Annotated in this window: 14 protein-coding genes; 4 read left to right on the forward strand and 10 right to left on the reverse strand. The window is 61.9% G+C overall.

Going from position 1 to position 17,175, the window contains the following annotated elements:
- Positions 1-183: 183 nt before the first annotated feature.
- Together PH551_RS05100 and PH551_RS05105 are read right to left on the reverse strand one after the other, a co-directional pair.
- Positions 184-810, reverse strand: a complete 627-nt coding sequence (locus tag PH551_RS05100; RefSeq protein WP_285192094.1) for a ribonuclease D — start codon at positions 808-810, stop codon at positions 184-186.
- 84 nt (positions 811-894) lie between these two features.
- Positions 895-1,704, reverse strand: coding sequence for a MerR family transcriptional regulator (locus tag PH551_RS05105; protein WP_285192095.1), 810 nt, complete (start codon positions 1,702-1,704; stop codon positions 895-897).
- Positions 1,705-1,867: 163 nt separating this feature from the next.
- Between PH551_RS05105 and PH551_RS05110 the strand changes: the two genes are divergently transcribed.
- Both PH551_RS05110 and PH551_RS05115 read left to right on the forward strand, forming a co-directional pair.
- Positions 1,868-3,148 carry a 4-aminobutyrate--2-oxoglutarate transaminase gene (locus tag PH551_RS05110; RefSeq protein WP_285192096.1) on the forward strand — a complete coding sequence of 427 codons (1,281 nt, stop codon included), beginning with the start codon at positions 1,868-1,870 and terminating at the stop codon, positions 3,146-3,148.
- Positions 3,149-3,188: 40 nt separating this feature from the next.
- Entirely contained in the window at positions 3,189-4,670 is a 1,482-nt protein-coding gene (locus PH551_RS05115; RefSeq protein ID WP_184459816.1) for an NAD-dependent succinate-semialdehyde dehydrogenase, read from the forward strand.
- A 46-nt stretch (positions 4,671-4,716) separates the two neighbouring features.
- On the opposite strand, the gene PH551_RS05120 is transcribed toward PH551_RS05115, so the two are convergent.
- The gene (locus PH551_RS05120; protein ID WP_285192097.1) at positions 4,717-4,926 is read right to left on the reverse strand and encodes a SlyX family protein; all 210 of its coding nucleotides are present in this window, start codon (positions 4,924-4,926) and stop codon (positions 4,717-4,719) included.
- 180 nt (positions 4,927-5,106) lie between these two features.
- Here PH551_RS05120 and uxaC point away from each other — a divergent pair, with 180 nt between their 5' ends.
- Both uxaC and PH551_RS05130 read left to right on the forward strand, forming a co-directional pair.
- Positions 5,107-6,522, forward strand: coding sequence for a glucuronate isomerase (gene uxaC, locus PH551_RS05125; protein WP_285192098.1), 1,416 nt, complete (start codon positions 5,107-5,109; stop codon positions 6,520-6,522).
- Positions 6,519-7,976, forward strand: coding sequence for a mannitol dehydrogenase family protein (locus tag PH551_RS05130; RefSeq protein ID WP_285192099.1), 1,458 nt, complete (start codon positions 6,519-6,521; stop codon positions 7,974-7,976). Before uxaC ends, PH551_RS05130 begins: the two co-directional genes overlap by 4 nt.
- Before the next feature lie 263 nt (positions 7,977-8,239).
- On the opposite strand, the gene PH551_RS05135 is transcribed toward PH551_RS05130, so the two are convergent.
- The 7 genes from PH551_RS05135 to PH551_RS05165 form a co-directional block, all read right to left on the reverse strand.
- Positions 8,240-10,690: a GcvT family protein gene (locus PH551_RS05135; protein WP_285192100.1), complete on the reverse strand. Its 2,451-nt coding sequence runs from the start codon at positions 10,688-10,690 to the stop codon at positions 8,240-8,242.
- A complete protein-coding gene (locus PH551_RS05140; protein WP_285192101.1) occupies positions 10,691-11,566 on the reverse strand; it encodes a phosphotransferase in 876 nt (291 codons plus the stop codon).
- A gap of 113 nt (positions 11,567-11,679) precedes the next feature.
- On the reverse strand, positions 11,680-12,756 hold the full coding sequence (locus PH551_RS05145) for an ABC transporter ATP-binding protein (protein WP_085776487.1): 1,077 nt from the start codon (positions 12,754-12,756) through the stop codon (positions 11,680-11,682).
- 27 nt (positions 12,757-12,783) lie between these two features.
- Complete coding sequence (locus PH551_RS05150; RefSeq protein ID WP_285192102.1) at positions 12,784-13,881, reverse strand: Gfo/Idh/MocA family protein; 1,098 nt, start codon at positions 13,879-13,881, stop codon at positions 12,784-12,786.
- Positions 13,881-14,768 carry a carbohydrate ABC transporter permease gene (locus PH551_RS05155; protein WP_285192103.1) on the reverse strand — a complete coding sequence of 296 codons (888 nt, stop codon included), beginning with the start codon at positions 14,766-14,768 and terminating at the stop codon, positions 13,881-13,883. Before PH551_RS05155 ends, PH551_RS05150 begins: the two co-directional genes overlap by 1 nt.
- Positions 14,761-15,720 (reverse strand): carbohydrate ABC transporter permease, encoded by a 960-nt coding sequence (locus PH551_RS05160; protein WP_285192104.1) that lies wholly within the window; start codon positions 15,718-15,720, stop codon positions 14,761-14,763. Before PH551_RS05160 ends, PH551_RS05155 begins: the two co-directional genes overlap by 8 nt.
- Before the next feature lie 6 nt (positions 15,721-15,726).
- On the reverse strand, positions 15,727-17,013 hold the full coding sequence (locus tag PH551_RS05165) for an ABC transporter substrate-binding protein (protein WP_085776485.1): 1,287 nt from the start codon (positions 17,011-17,013) through the stop codon (positions 15,727-15,729).
- Positions 17,014-17,175 lie beyond the last annotated feature (162 nt).

Genomic DNA, 17,175 nt, shown 5'->3' on the forward strand with positions numbered 1-17,175 from the left:
AAAGGACCGCGCTCATCCGGTCCCTTGCATCCCGAGCAGATCCTCCTGTCCGCATGACGCAAGCGGCGCCATCGAATGCCTAAAAATTAAATCGAATATTAAGAAACAGAGATTAACCAATCGCTAACGCCCGCGGACCAGTTCATCCGCGGCTGCGGACAGTGGAGACTGACGGCAATTCGCTTAGCTGTGAGCGAAGATATCGGCCTCTTCCCAGCCGAGAAGGTCGAGCTTGGCGCGGGTCGGCAGGAATGCGAAGCAGGCCGTAGCGTGGTCGAAGCGGCCGTCGCGGATCAGGCGGGCCGTCAGCTTGTCGCGAAGCGCGTGCAGATAAAGCACGTCGGATGCGGCATATTCGAGCTGGGCCGGCGACAGTGTCTCGGCCGCCCAATCGGAAGATTGCTGCGCCTTGGAGACGTCGACATCGAGCATCTCCTTGAGATTGTCCTTGAGGCCGTGGCGATCGGTGTAGGTGCGGCAGAGGCGCGAGGCGATCTTGGTGCAGAACACCGGGTTCGTCGTGACGCCGAAAGTATGGAAGAGCACGGCGATATCGAAGCGGCCGTAATGAAATATCTTCTGGTGCGTGGGATCTTCGAGCAGAGCGACGAGATTGGGGGCCTCTGTCTGGCCGGCGGCAATGCGGATGATGTCGGCGGTGCCGTCGCCCGGAGAAAGCTGGACGACGCAGAGACGATCCCGCCGCGGCACCAGGCCCAGCGTCTCGGTATCGATCGCGATCGCGCCGGTGTAGCGGGCCGCATCGGTCGCGGAAATATCGCCTTCGTGATAACGGATGGTGGCGGCCATGAGACTGTCTTTCGTTCGGATATTCTCCACTCGCGCTATAGCGCAAAGGCACACATTGCGAAACTGCTTCCTGCTGCGGCTGGTTCAGAATGTCGGCGGCGTGTTGATCCAGAGGAGCACGGTTTCGCCATCGTGGCGGTTGCGCCAGGAATGGTAGCGGCGGCTTTCGAAGTACAGTGAATCGCCCGGGCCGAGATCGAAGAACTGGTCGCTGTCGAGCACCAGTTCCAGCCGGCCGGACAGGACATGCATGAATTCCTCGCCTTCGTGGCGATAGGCGCCTTCGCTGGCAGCGCCGGGCGCCAGCACGAAACGGTGGCAATCCATCATCCTTCGGCCTTCGGCAAGCAGCTGCACCGTAACCCCGGGGGTCGTTTCCGGCCAGGTGCGCCACTCGCCGGCGCGTATCACTGCCGGCACCTCCTCGCTTTCCGCGCCGGAGAGGCGGGAGACGGTGGTGGCGTAATATTCGGCGAGGTCGTGAAGCGTCTTGAATCCGACGCCTTGCGAGGTGCGCTCCAGCGTCGAGAGCGTCGAAGCGGTGATGCCGATATCACCGGCGACCTGATCAAGCGTTTTGCCCGCGGCGTGGCGGAGGCTCCGCAATTTACGGCCGAGGCCGGAATCCTGGCCGGGTTCGGCACCGTCGGCGGAAGGTTCCTCGCTCTCCAGCGCCTCGCGAATGGCGGCGGGATTGAGACCGCGCTCGGCCCGATACCAGGAGATGCGCTTCAGCCGCGCCACGTCTTCGGCGCTGTATTGGCGATGGCCGGTTTCGGAGCGGCCGGGAACGACCAGACCCTGGCTTTCCCAGAGGCGCAACGTCGAGGCGGAGACGCCCGCCAGCCGCGCGGCCTCCGCCACCTTGTAGCGCACAGGCCCGTTGTCACTCATCAGCCAATACCCCGATTCTCGTTGCGCGAGCATTCATCAAATCGCGTGATGTTTGAAGCAAAAAATGCCGCTTGTTTTCTTGCAGAAAAAATGTAGGAATTTCCAGAGCATCTTACAGAACTTATGTAAGATAAATCCAAAAACGTCAAACGGGAGCAGATCGATGACCGCGACACACCTTACCGACCGGAAGAATGCCGCGATTTCGCGCGGTGTCGGCATGACCACCCAGATCTATGCGGACCGCGCAGAGAATGCCGAAATCTGGGACAAGGAGGGCCGCCGCTATATCGATTTCGCCGCCGGCATCGCCGTGCTCAACACCGGTCACCGCCATCCCAGGGTTATCGCAGCCGTCAAGGAGCAACTCGACCACTTTACCCACACCTGCCATCAGGTCGTGCCCTACGAGAACTACGTCAGCCTTGCCGAACGGTTGAACGCGCTGTTGCCCGGCAATTTCCAGAAGAAGACGATCTTCGTCACCACTGGCGCCGAGGCGGTCGAGAATGCCGTCAAGATCGCACGCGCGGCAACCGGCCGCTCGGCCGTCATCGCCTTCAGCGGCGGTTTCCATGGCCGCACCTTCATGGGCATGGCGCTGACCGGCAAGGTCGTGCCCTACAAGGTCGGCTTCGGCGCGATGTCCGGCGACGTGTTCCATGTTCCTTTCCCGGTAGAACTTCACGGCGTCTCCGTCGACCAATCGCTCGCAGCGCTGAAGAAACTCTTCGCCGCCGATGTCGATCCGCAGCGCGTCGCCGCCATTATCCTCGAGCCGGTGCAGGGCGAAGGCGGATTCTATCCGGCGCCCGTGGCTTTCATGAAAGCACTGCGCGAACTCTGCGACCAGCACGGCATCCTCTTGATCGCTGACGAGGTGCAGACCGGTTTTGCCCGCACCGGCAGAATGTTCGCGATGGAACATCACGAGGTGGCCGCCGACCTGACGACGATGGCGAAAAGCCTTGCCGGCGGCTTCCCACTTGCTGCCGTCACCGGCCGCGCCGAAGTCATGGACGCGCCGGGACCGGGCGGGCTCGGCGGCACATACGGCGGCAACCCGCTCGGCATCGCAGCTGCCCATGCCGTCCTCGACGTCATCGCGGACGAAGACCTCTGCAGTCGCGCCAACCAGCTCGGCGGACGGCTGAAGCAGCGGCTTGAATCCTTGCGCGAGAAGGTGCCGGAGATTGCCGATATTCGCGGACCTGGCTTCATGAACGCCGTCGAATTCAATGACCGGACGACGGGATTGCCGAGTGCTGACTTCGCCAACAAGGTGCGGCTGACAGCGCTCGACAAGGGGCTGATCCTGCTCACCTGCGGCGTCCATGGCAACGTCATCCGCTTCCTCGCGCCGATCACCATTCAGGACGAGGTCTTTGGCGAGGCGCTCGACATTCTCGAGACGTCAATGCTGGAAGCAAGCACGGGCAAGTGACCGCATCGAAACCGCACTCAATCCCCAATGAGGATATGACATGGCTTTCACCACCGCACTGACAAAGCACGTTCCTTTCTCTTCTCCCTTGCTTCGCGACGCCGGCTACATCAACGGCGTCTGGACATCAGGCAATGCTGCTGGAACTTTCGACGTGCTCAACCCGGCAACCGGCGAGCTGCTCGCCTCCCTGCCCGATATGGGCGCAGCCGAAACGCGAACGGCGATCGATGCGGCCCATGCCGCCCAGCCGGCCTGGGCTGCCCGCCCGGCCAAGGAGCGCAGCGTCATCCTGCGCAAATGGTTCGACCTGATCGTCGCCAATGCCGACGAACTCGCGGCGATCCTGACGGCCGAAATGGGCAAGCCCTTCCCGGAAGCACGCGGCGAGATCCTTTACGCCGCCGCCTATATCGAATGGTATGCGGAAGAGGCCAAGCGCATTTACGGGGAGACGATCCCGGCGCCTTCCAACGATAAACGCATGATCGTCATCAAGCAGCCGGTCGGCGTCGTCGGCACGATCACGCCGTGGAATTTCCCGGCGGCGATGATTGCCCGCAAGATCGCGCCGGCGCTTGCCGTCGGCTGCACTGTCGTGTCGAAGCCGGCCGAGCAGACGCCGCTGACGGCGATTGCCCTTGCCGTGCTCGCCGAACAGGCCGGCATTCCCGCCGGCGTCTTCAATCTCATTGTCGGGCTCGATGGCCCGGCGATCGGCCGCGAGCTCTGCGGCAACGAAAAAGTGCGCAAAATCAGCTTCACCGGTTCGACCGAGGTCGGCCGTATCCTGATGCGACAATGTGCCGACCAGATCAAGAAGGTGAGCCTGGAGCTCGGCGGCAATGCGCCGTTCATCGTCTTTGATGATGCTGATCTCGACGCCGCAGTGGAGGGCGCGATCGCCTCCAAATATCGCAATGCAGGGCAGACCTGCGTTTGCGCCAACCGCCTCTATATCCAATCAAACGTCTATGACGCCTTTGCCGCCAAGCTCGCCGCCAAAGTCGCCGCAATGTCGGTTGGCGACGGGTTCAAGCCGGGTGTCGAGATCGGGCCGCTGATCGACGAGCAGGGGCTCGCCAAGGTGGAGGACCATGTCGGCGACGCGCTTGCCAAGGGCGCCAATGTTCTGACCGGCGGCAAGCGCCTCGACGGCACCGGCACCTTCTTTGCGCCGACAGTGCTGACCGGCGTGACCCGCGGTATGACGGTGGCGCGCGAGGAAACCTTCGGGCCGGTAGCGCCGCTCTTCCGCTTCGAGACGGCCGAGGACGTCATTGCTCAGGCCAACGACACGGAATTCGGCCTGGCCGCCTATTTCTATGCCGGCGACCTTAAGAAGGTCTGGCGCGTGGCGGAGGCGCTGGAATATGGCATGATCGGCATCAATACCGGCCTGATGTCGTCCGAGACAGCGCCTTTCGGCGGCATCAAGCAATCCGGCCTCGGCCGCGAGGGCTCCCGCCACGGCGCCGACGATTATCTGGAGATGAAATATCTCTGCATTGGCGGCGTCTGATCCGTCGCCCTAACAGGACAAGCACGCGGCATTGCGCCGCGTGCTGTCAATAATGCGGCGGGCGGGTAATTGCCGGCGCGTCCAGCGACTGTTCCTCGAGCGACAGGAACCGTTCGGTCAGCCGGTCGAGCTTGGTGCGCATCTGCTCGACGCTCTTCCATTGTTCGGCGAGCTGATCGGAAAGCTCCTCGATCGTCTTTGCCTGATGCGCCAGCATTTCCTCCAGCCGGGTGATGCGGTTGGTCTCGTCGGACATCGATCCTCCTTTGCCGACACCGGCAGAACAGATGGCTCTCCCAAAGCGGAAATAGGCCGCCGCGTCAATGTTTTCGATCCTCGGCGCAGCCATGCGCAAAACTGAACCGTTTGGTTACTAAAAGACCTTGCCGTGCCTGATGTTGTGGGATAGGCCCTAATCCATCAGGGAGGAATACTGATGGATGCAGGCAACGGCTTTCTTCATCCGGACCGGCTCTTTCCGGCCGATCCGGCGACACGGACGATCGCGCGCGACCTCTACGAGACGGTGCGCAATCTTCCGATCGTCAGCCCGCACGGGCACACCGAACCATCCTGGTTCGCCGACGACAAGCCCTTTGAAGACGCGGCTTCGTTGCTGGTCATTCCCGATCACTATCTCTTCCGCATGCTGCACAGCGTCGGCGTCACCCTGGACGAGCTCGGTGTTCCCAGGCTCGACGGCAAGCCGGTGGCTCAGGGGCGGGCAATCTGGCGGGCCTTTGCCAGACATTACCATCTCTTCCGCGGAACGCCCTCGAGCCTCTGGGTCGATCATGCAATGTCGGCCGTGCTCGGCTGCACCGAGCCGCTGACGGCTGATAATGCCGACGCGCTCTACGATCACATCAATGCCCAGCTCGCCCGTCCCGAATTCCGCCCGCGGGCGCTGCATCAGCGATTCGGCATCGAAACGATCGCGACGACGGAAGGCGCGCTCGACCCGCTTGTCCATCACCAGAAAATGGCGGCGGAGGGCTGGATCGGCAAGGTCCGGACCACTTACCGGCCGGACAGCGTCACCGATCCCGATGCCGTCGGCTTCCGCGACAATCTCGTCAAATTCGGAGAGATCACCGGCGCCGATGTGACGCGCTGGGACGGCCTGATCGAGGCGCATCGGCGTCGGCGCGCCTATTTCCGCCAGTTCGGCGCAACGGCGACCGATCACGGCGTGCCCACGGCTTTCACCGCCGATCTGCCGCTTGCCGAAAAGCAGGCGCTGCTCGACAAGGCGTTAAAGGGCCCGCTTTCGGCTGTTGACGCCGAGCTCTTCCGCGGCCAGATGATGACCGAAATGGCCGGTCTTTCGGCCGAGGACGGCATGGTAGTGCAGATCCATGCGGGCTCGAGACGCAATACCGACAGCGGGCTCTTTGCCACCCGCGGCCCCAATATGGGCGCCGATATCCCTACACGCACAGACTGGGTCGGCGGCCTCAATGCGCTGCTTTCCAAATATGGCCATGCGCCGGGCCTGCGCATCTTGCTGTTCACGCTCGACGAGACGACCTATGCGCGGGAGCTGGCGCCGATGGCGGGCCATTGGCCCTGCCTGATGGTGGGCCCGCCCTGGTGGTTCCATGACAGCCCGCTCGGGATTCGCCGCTATCTCGACCAGGTGGTCGAGACTGCCGGTTTCGCCAATATGGCTGGTTTCAACGACGACACGCGCGCGCTGCTGTCGATCCCGGCCCGCCATGACGTCTGGCGGCGCGAAGTCTGCCGCTTCCTCGCTGGGCTCGCCGCCGAGCACCGGATTTCCAGGAAGGAAGCCGAGATTGTCGCGCGCGAACTCTCCTATGACAATGCAAAGAAGGCCTATAAGCTGTGAGCGATAGACTGCAGAACGTGACCGGCCTTGCGCCGACGGCGAAGCTTCCCGCCTATGACAGGAATGCGCTGAAGGCCGGCATCCTACATCTCGGCCCGGGCGCCTTCTTCCGCGCCCATTTCGCACCCTTCACGGATGCTGCGCTTGCGGCCGCAGGCGGCGACTGGGGCATCGAGGTGGCGAGCCTGCGCACGCCCGACGTCGCGGATAATCTCTCCGCCCAGAACGGCCTCTATACGATGCTGATCCGCGACACGTCGGGCACGACGGCCGAAGTGATCGGCTCGATCCTGAAGGCGCATGTTGCGCCCCGCGATCCGGCCGGACTGCTGGCACGGCTCGAGGATCCCGCCATCCGCATCGTCAGCATGACGGTCACGGAAAAAGCCTATGGCTTCGATCCCGCAACCGGCGGCCTCGACCTCAAACATCCCGACATCGTCGCCGACCTCGCCAACCGGCATGCGCCGCGCGGCGTCATCGGTTATCTCGTCGAAGGCCTCGCACGCCGCCGGCAAAAGGGCATCGCGCCCTTCACGCCGCTCAGCTGCGACAACCTGCCGAGCAACGGCGCGGTACTGAAACGCCTCGTGCTGGAATTCACCTCGCGCATCGATGCCGATCTCCATCGCTGGATCGAGACTAATGTCCCCTTCCCCTCGACGATGGTCGACCGTATCACGCCGGCAAGCACCGAGGCGACCTATGCCGATGCGGAGCGGCTGACGGGCCGCACCGACTTGGCGGCGATCGAGACCGAGCCCTTCACCCAATGGGTCATCGAAGATCATTTCGCCAATGGTCGGCCGGCTTGGGAAAAAGTGCGCGGCGCACTGATGGTCGAGGAAGTCTCGGCCTACGAAAAAATGAAGCTCAGGATGCTGAACGGCGCCCATTCGCTGCTTGCCTACCTCGGTTATATCGGCGGCTATGAATTCATCCGCGACGTGATGGACGATGCCGGTCTCGCCGCCCTTGCCTATCGCCATATGCATGCGGCGGCGCGTACCCTCGATGCGGTCCCCGGCATCAATCTCGATGACTACGCGAATGAATTGATAGCGCGCTTTGCAAATAAGGCGATTGCGCATCGCACCTATCAGATCGCCATGGACGGCACGCAGAAACTGCCGCAACGGCTGCTGGAGCCGGCATGCGAGGCGCTGGCTCTTGGCGACCGGGCGGAGACCTACGCGATCGCCGTCGCGGCATGGATGCGTTATGCGATCGGCGAGCATGGAAATGGCGAGCGCTATGAGCTGCGCGATCCCCGCGCCGCTGAGATCGCCGCCCTGATTGCTGATGTCCCCCGCACCGGACCGGCGATTTCGGCGGCGCTCTTCACCCTCCCCGGCCTTTTCCCGGCGGCTTTGACGGGCCATCGGGCGTGGACGCAGGATGTGTCGGATAAGCTGGAGATTCTGATCCAGGATGATCGGCTGCCGCTGTTTTAAGGCTTGAGCCTTTCGGGAAAGAGAGGGTGTGCCGTGTGACACCCCCTCTGCCCTGCCGGGCATCTCCCCCACAAGGAGGGAGATCGGCTGGGCGCGATGGCTTCCCCAACCACCTCAGGCCCAAACAACTCAAGCATTGTGGTTGTCGGTGCCCGTTTGAGAGGGAGCGATGGTCAAGCCTCTTGCCGATTTCCACCCTTGTGGGGGAGATGGCCGGCAGGCCAGAGGGGGTGCCACACGATACACCCTCTCCTTGAGTCAGCTCAGCCCTTCACCCGCGCCATATCGGGATCGTAAAGCGGCGCCAGCGACACCTTGCAGGGAATGCGTTGCCTCGCGACGTCGAGCTCATAAGTGCCGGAGAGAACGAAATCCTCCGTCACGCCTTCCAGGTTGCGAACGTAGCCGTAACCGATCGCCTTCCCAAGCGTATAACCGAAGCCGCCGCTCGAGAGCCAGCCGACACGCTTGCCGTCGCGATAAATGGTTTCGCGGCCGAGCAGCACTGTATTGGGATCGTCGGGAACGAAGCAGCCAAGGCGCTTTTTCACGCCGTCCTTCAGCTGCCGCTCGATCGCCCCGCGACCGCGGAAGGGGATGTTCTTGCGGATCTTCACCGCCCAGCCGAGGCCGGCTTCGACAGGCGTGTGATCGGGCCCGATATCGGATCCCCAGGCGCGATACCCCTTTTCCAGCCGGCAGCTCTCGATGGCGCGATAGCCGGCATTGACAAGGCCGAATTCGCCGCCTGATGCCATCAGCACGTCATAGACCGTGGTGGCATATTCGACTGGGACATGCAGCTCGTAGCCGAGTTCGCCGACATAGGTAATGCGCAGCGCGCGCACCGGACAGCCCGATATGCCGATGGTCCTCACCTGGCCGAAGGGGAAGGCCGCATTGGAGACATCGCCGCCGGTCACGTTTTCGAGCACCGCTCGCGCATTCGGCCCCATCAGCGACAGAACGGAATAGGCTGACGTGACGTCGACAAGTTCGGCATGTATCTCGTCCGGAATATTGCGTGCGATCCAATCGAAGTCGTGGGTGGCAAAACCCGTGCCGGTGACGATGTAATATTCGTTCTCGGCGATACGGGCGACGGTCAGATCGCATTCGATGCCACCCCTGTCGTTCAGCATCTGGGTGTAGACGAGCGATCCCACAGGTTTTGCGACATCGTTGGAAGCGATCCAGGAGAGTGCTGCCTCGGCATCCCTGCCCTTCAGCACGAATTTGGCAAAGGAGGTCTGGTCGAAGATGACCGCCGCTTCGCGCACCGCCTTATGCTCGCGGCCGACGGCCTCGAACCAGTTCTGACGGCCATAGCTGTACATATCCCTTGGCTCTTCATTGGCGAAGAGATCGGCAAACCAGTTCGGCCGCTCCCAGCCGAGCTTCTCGCCGAAACAGGCGCCCTGTGCCTTCAGCCGGTCATAGAGCGGCGATTTGCGACAGGGGCGGCCGCTCGAATGCTCCTCGAACGGCCAGGCCATGGTGTAGTGTTTGCCATAGGCTTCGAGCGTGCGGGTGCGCACCCAGTCGGTATCGAAATGCGGGCGTCCAAAACGGCGGATGTCGACCGGCCAGAGATCATAGGGCGGTTCGCCCTTCGTCACCCATTCGGCCAGCGCCATGCCGGCGCCGCCGGCAGACGCGATGCCGAAGGCGTTGAAGCCGGCGCCGACGAAGAAATTCTTCAGCTCCGGCGCCTCGCCCAGAATGAAGTTGCCATCCGGCGTGAAGCTTTCCGGGCCGTTCAAGAGCTGCTTGACGCCGACTTTCTCCAGCGCCGGAACACGGCCGAGCGCCTGCTCCATGATCTGCTCGAAATGCTCAAAATTGCTGTCCAGCAGCGTGTAGTGGAAACCCTCGGGGATCCCATCTTTCGCCCAGGCAATCGGGTTCGGCTCATAGCCGCCCATAACGATACCACCGACCTCCTCCTTGTAATAGGTCAGGCGATCGGGATCACGCAGCGTCGGCAGGTTAGAAGGCACACCGAAGGATTCGGTGATGATATATTGGTGCTCGACGGAGACCAGCGGCACGTTGACGCCGAAGCGGGCGGCGAAGGCGCGTGTCCATTGACCGGCACAGACGACGACCCGCTCGCATTCGATGCGCCCCTCAGCGGTGATGACGGCACGGATCTTTCCCTTGTCGATGTCGAGATCGAGAACCTCGGTATCCTCGAAAATCGAGACGCCTGATATACGGGCGCCTTTTGCCAACGCCTGGGTGATGTCGGAGGGGTTGGCCTGACCGTCGGTTGGGAGAAAGGCGGCGCCGACGAGATCGTCAATCGTCATCAGCGGCCAGAGATCGAAGGCTTCTTGCGGCGTCAGCAACTGCATGTCGAGGCCGAAGGACTGCGCCGTGGTCGCCTGGCGCCTAACCTCCGTCCAGCGCTCCTCATTGCAGGCAAGCCGCAGGCCGCCATTCATCTTCCAGCCGGTGCCGAGGCCGGTTTCCGCCTCCAGCCGCTTGTAGAGATCGACGGAGTAACCGAGCAACTGGGTGATGTTGGCGCTCGTGCGCAGCTGGCCGACGAGACCGGCAGCATGAAAGGTGGTGCCGGAGGTGAGCTTCTTGCGTTCGAGCAGGACGGTATCGGTCCAGCCGAGCTTGCCGAGATGATAAGCTGTCGAGCAGCCGATGATGCCGCCGCCGATGACCACGGCCTTTGCCGTCTTCGGTAATTGTCTCGTCATTTATTGATCCCGTTCAAAGGCTTGGTAGGCGCGCTCGAAACGAGCGAGATTCTCGGCCGTATAGGCGGCATAGTCGAAATCGATCGTGGAATGGATTTCCGAAATCATGCTCCAGAACGTCTCGCGCAGCAGCGAGGCGCATTTCATCGCGGCGTATCGTCTGATCAGCTCATCGGCTGGCGGCCGGTCGAAATAGATTTCCAGCATCAGCCGCTCGGCCGATCCCGGCAGTTCGTTGTTGGAGGCCAATCCACCAAGATCGAAAAGCGGCGTGTTGAAGCCCGCATAATCCCAGTCGATCAGCCAAAGCCGCTTGCCGTCATCGAGAAAATTGGCTGCCAGCAGGTCATTGTGGCCGAAGGCGATGTCGAAAGGTCCTGCCGCTGCTTCCAGCGTCTCGGCCTTGGCGAGGAGTTTCGCAAGCAAGGGAAGGTAGGCGCTGCCTGCCGCTTTCAGGTTGGCGGCATAATCGCGGATGACGTGGAAGACCCAGAAGATCATCGCCGGGCCGCGGAAATGCCGGGCGATATCGTGGTGACAGGCACGCACCAGCGGGACCACCCGGGCAAGCATGCCAGGCGCCCTGATATCCTCCGGCAAGAGCGCCCTCGCCTCGATATATTCGAGCACCAGCACGCCAGGCGAATGGTGAATGACGGCAGGCGACAGGCCGGCGGCATGTGCGGCGCGGCTGGCGGCAAGCTCGTTCTGGCGGCTGATGTGATGGATCGGAATGTCGGTGCCCAATCTCACCACGCAACGCGCGACGGCATCGCTGACCAGATAGTTCCTGTTGGTGATGCCGCCTGCTATCGGCGATATTTCGATCGAGCCCTGCCAGATGCCAAGCGCATGAATCCTATCCTCAGGCGTCATGCTCACCCCTCCTTGCGGCCCCTTCCGAAATGATGGGACAGAGCAGGATCGGCTGTCAAGCAGCGGCGGCAGCGCCACGCATCCTTCCGGACTCGCGGGAGCGCTCCCGAGAGTCAGATCGTTTTACCGGCGGCGTCGAATACGTGGCAGCGGGCGGGATCGAAGAAGGTCTTCACATTGGCGCCCCGCTCGACCTTCTGCTGGCCGTCAAGGGCGATCGTCAAGAGCTGCCCATCCGGCGTCGTGGTGTAGAGCATGGTGGCGCCGCCAAGATTTTCGACGAGATCGACATTGACGGTCGAGAGCGTGATCGCACCCTCTGCAAGCGAAAGATGTTCGGGACGAATGCCGAATGTGACCTCCTGGCCGGCCTCGCCTTTCAGCCGGCGCGGCAGGCGGACGGAGTTGCCGCAGACGTGAATGCTGGTTTCGGCCTCGCCGACCTTTTCGATGCGGGCCTTGAGGAAATTCATCTTCGGGCTGCCGATGAATCCTGCGACGAAGCGGTTGGCCGGGTTGTTGTAGAGATCAAGCGGCGCGCCGACCTGCTCGATGCGGCCTGAATTCAACACGACGATCTTGTCTGCCATGGTCATGGCTTCGACCTGGTCATGGGTGACGTAGATCATGGTGTTGCCGAGCTGCCTATGCAGGCGGGAGATCTCGACACGCATCTGCACGCGCAGTTCGGCATCGAGGTTGGACAGCGGTTCGTCGAACAGGAAGATGCGTGGTTCCCGCACGATGGCGCGGCCGATCGCCACGCGCTGGCGCTGGCCGCCGGAGAGCGCTTTCGGCTTCCGCTCAAGGAGCTTCTCGATCTGCAGGATCTCGGCGGCGCGCTTTACTTTCGGCTGGATCTCGGCCTTCTTGTACCCCGCCGTCTCCAGACCGAAGGCGAGGTTCTTGTAAACCGACATATGCGGATAGAGCGCGTAGGACTGGAAGACCATGGCGATGCCGCGCTTGGCGGGCGCCACCTCGTTCATGCGTTCGCTGTCGAGCAGCAGCGCGCCGCCCGAGATCTCCTCGAGGCCGGCGATCATCCGCAGAAGGGTGGATTTCCCGCAGCCCGAGGGGCCGACGAAAACGACGAATTCGCCGGGATCGATCGTCAGGTCGATGCCATGGATCACATCCATTGCGCCGTAGCGCTTCTCGACCTTCTGAAGAACGACACTGGTTGCCATCTTCTCAAAACCCCTCTCTTTTACAGGTTACTTCGTTCTTGCGCGCCAATCGGCGTATTTCGGACTGTCGGGACCGACCGGCAGCGGCACTTCGGCGCCGCTGTCGGAAGACTGGTAGATGGCGGTGACGAGTTCGAGCGCACGGCGCGCATCCTTCGTAGTCACCGGCAGGGGTCCAGTGCCGCTGAGGAAGGCGTGGAACTGACCCATCTGGGTGGTGAAGCGCGGCGCAACGGGCTGCCAGTCGCCGACCACGCGATCGATCTTTTCCTGAACGTCGTCATTGGCGGCGATGATCTTCCAGGGATCCTTGCCCGGCGTATAGGGTTCGTGCGTGCTTTCGAAGGTGACATTCTCGAAATGCAGTCTCAGCCGGCTGATCTGTTCCTGCGAGCCGAGCGTGCAGGACAGCGAGACGAAGGCGCCGTTTTCCATCAGCAGGCTGGCGGAGGCACAATCCTCGACCTCGATATCATTGACGCGGGTGGCGACGCGGCCGAAGACCCTTGCCGCCGGACCCATCAAATGCATTAGCATGTCGTGCAGGTGCAGGGCATGGGTGACGAGTACGCCGCCGAGTTCGGTCGCCCATTTGCCGCGCCAGGGCACGGCATAATATTCGGGCTTGCGCAGCCAGAAGGTTTCCACGGAAGCCGTATAGGGCTTGCCGGCAATGCCGGCATCGATGATCCGTTTGGCCTTCTGGATGCCGTCGCCGTAGCGGTACTGGAAGATCGGCATCAGCACGCCTTTGGCGGTCTTTTCCGCTTCCATGATGGTATCGACGCTGGCGAGCGAGCCCGTCAGCGGCTTTTCGCAGACAACATGCTTGCCGGCACCGAGAGCGGCGACCACCTGCTCCAGATGAATGCCGGGAGGGGTGCAGATATCGATGATGTCGATCGTTTCGTCGGCCAGCAGCGTCTCGAAAGAGGTGGTGCGGCGTTCGATGCCGAACTCGTCGCCGACGGCGGCCATGCGTTCTTCGTTCAGATCGCAGATCGCCGCCACCTTGAACTTATCGGAATGCGGCAGATAGCCTTCGACGATATGCGAACGGCCAATGCCGCAGCCGACGATCGCGACGGTCTTGATGCTCATGTCACTCTTTTCCATCGCCGCCATCAGCGTTTCATGCCGGTCGTGGCGATGCCTTCGATCAGCAGGCGCTGGAAGAACAGGAAGAAGAAGAACACCGGCACCAGCGTCAGGGTCGACATGGCGAAGAGACCGCCCCAATCCGAAGCGCTGGTGGAATCCACGAAGGTGCGCAGACCGAGCTGGATCGTGTAGGTGTTCATGTCGTTCAGATAGATCAGAGGTCCGAAGAAATCGTCCCAGGTCCAGATGAAGGAGAAGATGGCGGCCGTTGCCAACACCGGCAGCGACAGCGGCAGCATGATCTTCCAATAGATCCGCCAGGCGCTGCAGCCGTCCATCATCGCTGCCTCGTCGAGTTCGCGCGGGATGCCGCGGAAGAACTGCACCATCAGGAAGATGAAGAAGGCGTCGCTTGCCAGAAACTTCGGCACGACGAGCGGCAGGATGGTGTTGACCCAGCCAAGGTTGAGGAACAGCACATATTGCGGAATCAGCGTCACGTGATAGGGGATCATCAGCGTGCCGAGCATGATCGCGAACCAGAAGTTCCGGCCGGCAAAACGTAATCTGGCAAAGGCGAAGGCCGTCAGCGAGCAGGCGATGACATTGCCTGCCACGACCAGCAGCGAGATGACGAGCGAATTCCAGAAGAATCGGCCGAAGCTGACATCGAGGCCGACCCACCCGCGCGCATAGGACGAAAAATCGATCGACGACGGAATGAGCGAAGTCGACGAGAATATCTCGGTTTCCGGCCTGACCGAAGCCGAAACCATCCACAGCAACGGATAGACCATGAGCAGCGAAGCGGCGATCAGCAGGGAGTGGACAATGAGCGACCCGGGCAGGCTGCGTTTGGTGATATCGGATGGCGGCCTGGCCGCAGTCACGGAAGCGGTCATCTCAGTCATCGTAGTGCACCCAATAACGCGAGCTCAGGAAGGAAAATGCGGTGAAGATCGCGATGATAACCACCAGGATCCAGGCAAGGGCAGAGGCATAGCCCATGCGGAAATTGCCGAAGGCCTCCTGATAGAGGTAGAGCGTGTAGAACAGTGTCGAGTTGATCGGGCCGCCGGTGCCGCCCGATATGATGAAGGCGGGCGTGAAGGCCTTGAAGGCTTCGATCGTCTGCACGACAGCGTTGAAGAAGATCACCGGCGTCAGAAGCGGCAGCGTGATCTTGTAGAACTGCCGGAATTTCGAGGCGCCGTCGAGGCTGGCCGCCTCATACATGTCTTGCGGGATCTGGCGCAGGCCGGCGAGAAAGATGATCATCGGCGAACCGAACTGCCAGACGGACAGCGCGACCAGCGTATAGATCGAATAGTTCGGATGCGAGATCCAGCTCGGCCCTTCGATGCCAATCTGGGCGAGGGCGGCGTTGACGAGGCCGTCGCTGGCGAAAAGCTGGCGCCAGAGCACGGCGATCGCGACGCTGCCGCCGAGCAGCGACGGCAGATAGAAGATGGCACGGTAGATAGGCAGACCGCGCAGGCCGCGGTTCAGGGCCATGGCGACCAGCAAGGCAAAGGTGAGCTTGAACGGCACCGAAAAGACGACATAGGTCAGGGTGACGTGCATGGCGGCCGAGAATTTCGGATCCGCCGTGGCGATGCGCACGTAATTCGCCATTCCCACCCACCGCGGCGACTGCAGCATGTCGAAGTCGGTGAAGGAGAGGTAGAGCGAAATCAGGGCCGGCCCGAGCGTCAGCCCGAAAAAGCCGATGAGCCACGGAAGGAGGAAGAGATAGCCGGGAGCATTGGCATTCCAAAGACGCCTGAAGCGTCCTTCGGCCACGGCCCCCTGATATCTTTCCACTGTTACGGCCCCTGCGGGCGTGCGCATCGCATTGCTCATACGGGATCAGCCTCGTGCGAGAATCTGCGTAATTTCAGTGACGAGCTGCTTGCCGCCGTCGGAGGGAGAGAGCTGTCCGAAACCGACCTGTTCGGCAATGTTGCGCAGCATCAACTCGCCTTCGCCGGCACCGGCCGGGGGCGGCGGCGGCAATTTGCCGGCGAGATCGCCAAGGCCGCTGACATAGGCCAAGGCAACCTTGCCGTTGTCATCGAGCTTCGCCGCGACGACCTCGCGCATGGCGGCCGATTCCGGAATGCCGCGCTCGACATCCAGTAGCAGCACAGCCTCGGGGTTCTTGACGAAGAAGTTGATGTAATCAACCGCCTGATCGATCGACTTCGACTGCGCCGAGACCGAGAAGAACATCGAAGGCTTGCGATAATGGCCGCCCTTCGAATCCGGCTTGATGCGCATGTAGTTGGTGAGCGCCAGCTTGTCCTTGTTCATGGCCTGATAGGCGACGAACTGGTTGGAATGGGCAAAACCGGCGGCAGCCTTGCCGAGCGACACCGTGTTGGTTTCGATATCGTTCTTGTCGAGAGCCTGGATATCGGCAGGTACGCAGGCGCCGGCCGCACGGAACTTGGCCCACATGTCGTACCATTCCGATGCGTCGTCCACGTCGAAGGCGATCTTGCCGTCGGCGGTATAGAGCGCCTTGCCGCGCTGGCGCAGCCAGTTTTCGAACAGCGGTTCACCGCCGCTGCCGTCGGCGAGGCCGAACATGCCCTTGCGTTTGCCCGCCTTCGTAATTTCCGCACCCATGCGGGCGAATTCATCCCAGGTGGTCGCCTGCGTCGGCAGATCGACGCCGGCCTCTTTGAAGGCCGTTGTGTTCAGCACCGTTGCAGCCGAATTGGCGCCCAGGCTGACTCCATAGAGATGGCCGTCGACGCTGCCGCCTTCGATCTGCGCCTTGTCGAAATCGTCGAGATTGAGCTTGGCCGGCATGTAGGATTCGAGCGGCGCGAGCGCGCCGCGCCGGGCGTATTGAACGATGTAGCGATAGTCCATCTGAATGACGTCGGGCGCATTGCGGCCGGCAACCTGGGTCGCCAGACGCGGCCAGTAATCGCCCCAGCCAAGGAATTCGCCGGTAATCGAGGTGCCCGGATTCTTCGATTGATAGAGCTGCGACACCTTGTTGGTGCGGTCGGCGCGAGGCTGCGAGCCCCACCATAGGAGACGCAAGCGCGTTTCCTGTGCCAAGGCGCTGGTTCCGAGCGCCGAGAGCGACAGAAGCGCTGCGCTTCCTGCAACGAAATTACGTCTGCTAACACGTAGAGTCATGTTTTCCTCCTCCAAAGGGAAGCGCCTCCACACGCTTCCAATTTAGTTTTGCTTGCGCAAATAACTAATTGGTTACAAGCTACGAGCAAAGCGGCAAGCCTGTCAAGCGGTGTCGGTCAGAGCATGATGCCGAAAGCGCTGGAGGTCACGGCGACATCATGC

Source organism: Rhizobium atlanticum (genome assembly GCF_030182485.1).
Lineage (GTDB): Bacteria > Pseudomonadota > Alphaproteobacteria > Rhizobiales > Rhizobiaceae > Rhizobium.

Bases quoted from the DNA above. Each gene is read 5' to 3' on its own strand.
- PH551_RS05155 (WP_285192103.1), bottom strand. From the start codon at position 14,768: ATGACTGAGATGACCGCTTCCGTGACTGCGGCCAGGCCGCCATCCGAT.
- PH551_RS05105 (WP_285192095.1), bottom strand. From the start codon at position 1,704: ATGAGTGACAACGGGCCTGTGCGCTACAAGGTGGCGGAGGCCGCGCGG.
- PH551_RS05140 (WP_285192101.1), bottom strand. From the start codon at position 11,566: ATGACGCCTGAGGATAGGATTCATGCGCTTGGCATCTGGCAGGGCTCG.
- PH551_RS05145 (WP_085776487.1), bottom strand. From the start codon at position 12,756: ATGGCAACCAGTGTCGTTCTTCAGAAGGTCGAGAAGCGCTACGGCGCA.
- PH551_RS05110 (WP_285192096.1), top strand. From the start codon at position 1,868: ATGACCGCGACACACCTTACCGACCGGAAGAATGCCGCGATTTCGCGC.
- PH551_RS05160 (WP_285192104.1), bottom strand. From the start codon at position 15,720: ATGAGCAATGCGATGCGCACGCCCGCAGGGGCCGTAACAGTGGAAAGA.
- PH551_RS05165 (WP_085776485.1), bottom strand. From the start codon at position 17,013: ATGACTCTACGTGTTAGCAGACGTAATTTCGTTGCAGGAAGCGCAGCG.
- uxaC (WP_285192098.1), top strand. From the start codon at position 5,107: ATGGATGCAGGCAACGGCTTTCTTCATCCGGACCGGCTCTTTCCGGCC.
- PH551_RS05150 (WP_285192102.1), bottom strand. From the start codon at position 13,881: ATGGCGGCGATGGAAAAGAGTGACATGAGCATCAAGACCGTCGCGATC.
- PH551_RS05115 (WP_184459816.1), top strand. From the start codon at position 3,189: ATGGCTTTCACCACCGCACTGACAAAGCACGTTCCTTTCTCTTCTCCC.
- PH551_RS05135 (WP_285192100.1), bottom strand. From the start codon at position 10,690: ATGACGAGACAATTACCGAAGACGGCAAAGGCCGTGGTCATCGGCGGC.
- PH551_RS05120 (WP_285192097.1), bottom strand. From the start codon at position 4,926: ATGTCCGACGAGACCAACCGCATCACCCGGCTGGAGGAAATGCTGGCG.
- PH551_RS05100 (WP_285192094.1), bottom strand. From the start codon at position 810: ATGGCCGCCACCATCCGTTATCACGAAGGCGATATTTCCGCGACCGAT.